This is a genomic window from Bacillus sp. C30, assembly GCF_040838255.1.
Classification (GTDB): domain Bacteria; phylum Bacillota; class Bacilli; order Bacillales; family Bacillaceae_G; genus Bacillus_A; species Bacillus_A mycoides.
Genome location: NZ_JBFPJH010000428.1, coordinates 1 through 2,483, shown reverse-complemented (window position 1 = coordinate 2,483; position 2,483 = coordinate 1). Strand labels below are relative to the sequence as shown.

The 2,483-nt window shown below is 33.9% G+C and carries 2 pseudogenes; both read left to right on the top strand.

The features are described 5' to 3' along the window. Positions 1-258: 258 nt before the first annotated feature. Positions 259-1,090, top strand: a pseudogene (locus tag AB3X49_RS21255) (IS3 family transposase); the annotation flags it as partial. A 418-nt stretch (positions 1,091-1,508) separates the two neighbouring features. Next, positions 1,509-2,215: pseudogene (locus tag AB3X49_RS21250) on the top strand (IS6 family transposase). Positions 2,216-2,483 lie beyond the last annotated feature (268 nt).

The following is a 2,483-nucleotide window of genomic DNA, read 5'->3' as shown; positions in this document are numbered from 1 at the left end:
GTCATATCATCTTTGCAGAGATGATATGACTGGGCTTATGTAATTACTCAAACGTTAATAACTTCACTGAATCCTATCGCTCACCCCGTACCTTTCCTTAACGCCCTTAATAACTAATTTTTCCAAAATGCTGCAATAAATGTTGTTAGAATACTCATTCATTTCCCACAAAAATAAACATACTAAGGTTCTGGTGAAAATAAATGATAAATTAAACAAAAAACGAGGGTTCCTTGACGTAAACCCGAATAGTGATACATAAAAATAGATAGTTATTCAAATCGCGCGATTATGGAGAGACTCAGAATTAACAGTGTTTCCTAAATTAAGACATGGATGAAATAGTATCATATCGGTCAAACGTATCGTTTTCAACAAACTGTAGGAAAACAACATACTTATTGAAAAGTATCAAAAGAGGTAAGTGAATTGAAACAACTAAGGTTAGAAAATAAACATAAAAAACAAAATTACTCGTATGGGGAAAATATCTGGAAATCGAAAGAATCTGAAACTAGAAATCGTAGTTACTTTATGGAGAGAATTAAAAATAAAATAACGGTAAAAGAATTGTGTAACATATTAGAATTCCCTCGTTCCATATTTTATCGCTGGTTACAGCGGACGGAACGTTTTAGAGATGAGATAGAAGAGAAAATTAAGTACATCTGTCTTAGATATAAATTACGATATGGATAACGAAGAGTGACAGGTACTCTTCGAAAAATGGGACTGTGTGTCACACCATAAAAAAGTATTACGAATCATGAAACAATATCACATACTCTCAAAAGTGCGTCGAAAGAAAAAGAAATATATCAATGCTGAACCAGTGGTAGCCTTGCATTGATTAGAACGTGAATTCTAAGCTTCAGCACCAAATGAAAAATGCTTTACGGATGTGACGTATCTATTATTTGGAGAGCGTCCGTTGTATTTATCAACGAGTATGGATGCCTTTAATTGTGAAATTATTAGTTATTCCATCAGTGGATCACAAATACTAACATTAGCGATGAGGACATTAAAACAAGCAATAAGAGGAAGAAAAGTAAAAGATGTCAGCCTTCACTCGGATCAAGGAAATATATATTACGAAGGAATTTCAAGTTCCTTTGGTCATTCAAAAAGTGAAGATTTCTACAATTGTGTGCGAATTTTAAAAAATCAACTACCTATCCCCTAAAGAATTTAGAGAACACATGGTTTAGGTGTTTTCATACGTGTCCCGTTTTCAAGACTCATTTCAAAACACCTACCGGAAGCCTTTTTATGCTGTTAATTCAATCTGCTCTTTTTTAAATAATATGCATCGCTTCTACACCACTTAAAATATTCACTGCCGTTAGGCATTTAAATCAGGTAGATAAAATATCTAAATAACATCGTAGAGCAAGACCATGGTTTCATAAAAAATGATTCTGGTGCAAAAATTTTTAAGTATTTAAAAACACTCTTCCAAACTTGGTCATACTGGTACTACAATTTAAAAGAGGTGTGTGATTAGTATGGAAAAAGACAATATGTTTAAGTGGACACATTATCAACAGATATTATTTTGTTAACGATACGTTGGTACCTGCGGTACCACCTCAGCTTTCGTGATTTGGTGGAAATGATGGAAAAAAGAGGAGTATCCTTAGTCCATACAACGATTATACGTTGGGTTCATCAGTATGGACCAGAATTAAAGAAGCGTCTTCGAAAACACTTGGAGCTCACAAATAATTTTTGGCGAGTGGATGAAACGTATCTAAAAATCAAAGGAAAGAAAATGTATTTATATCGTGTGGTAGATTCCAAAGAAAACACAATTGATTTTTATTTAAGTCAGAGATGAAATGCAAAAGCTGCCAAGCATTTTCTAAAGAAAGCCTTGGTTTCTTATCACGCAACTCCTCCTCGTGCAATTACGGATGATGGAGATAAAGCTTGTCCAATTGCGATACAGAAATTAAAAGAAGAAAGGCGCCTACCACACGATATTCCACTTCGCGCGAAAAAACATTTAAACAACATTATTGAACCGGACCATTGGTTTATCAAAAAAAGCATCCGAAATATACTGGGATTAAAATCGTACAAAACAGTTAGAAAAATGATAGCCGGAATAGAAGCTATGTATATGATCAAAAAAGGACAACTTTCTCAAGGAGCGAAGTCTGTCCAAAAGCTGATAAAGCTAATCCATCATCTATTTGGCCTATTAGCATAAGAATGGATTCCATTAGGAATTGCTCTTTTTCTTGCTATATTCTATTATCTTTGTACCAGAATTGAAGTTTAAAGTATAACTTCATTTTGAAAGGTTAGCTGTTTACAGAGCAGTAATCATATTCAAAATTCACGTACACTGTGCAAAAAATGTCACGTTCTACATGCAGATCACTTACATCGAGTTATGATTGCGAGCGTTTTAAATAGCGGAGTAATAACAATTGATTGGCGTCGATATTTTTAGGGGGAATACTAACTATTAACGA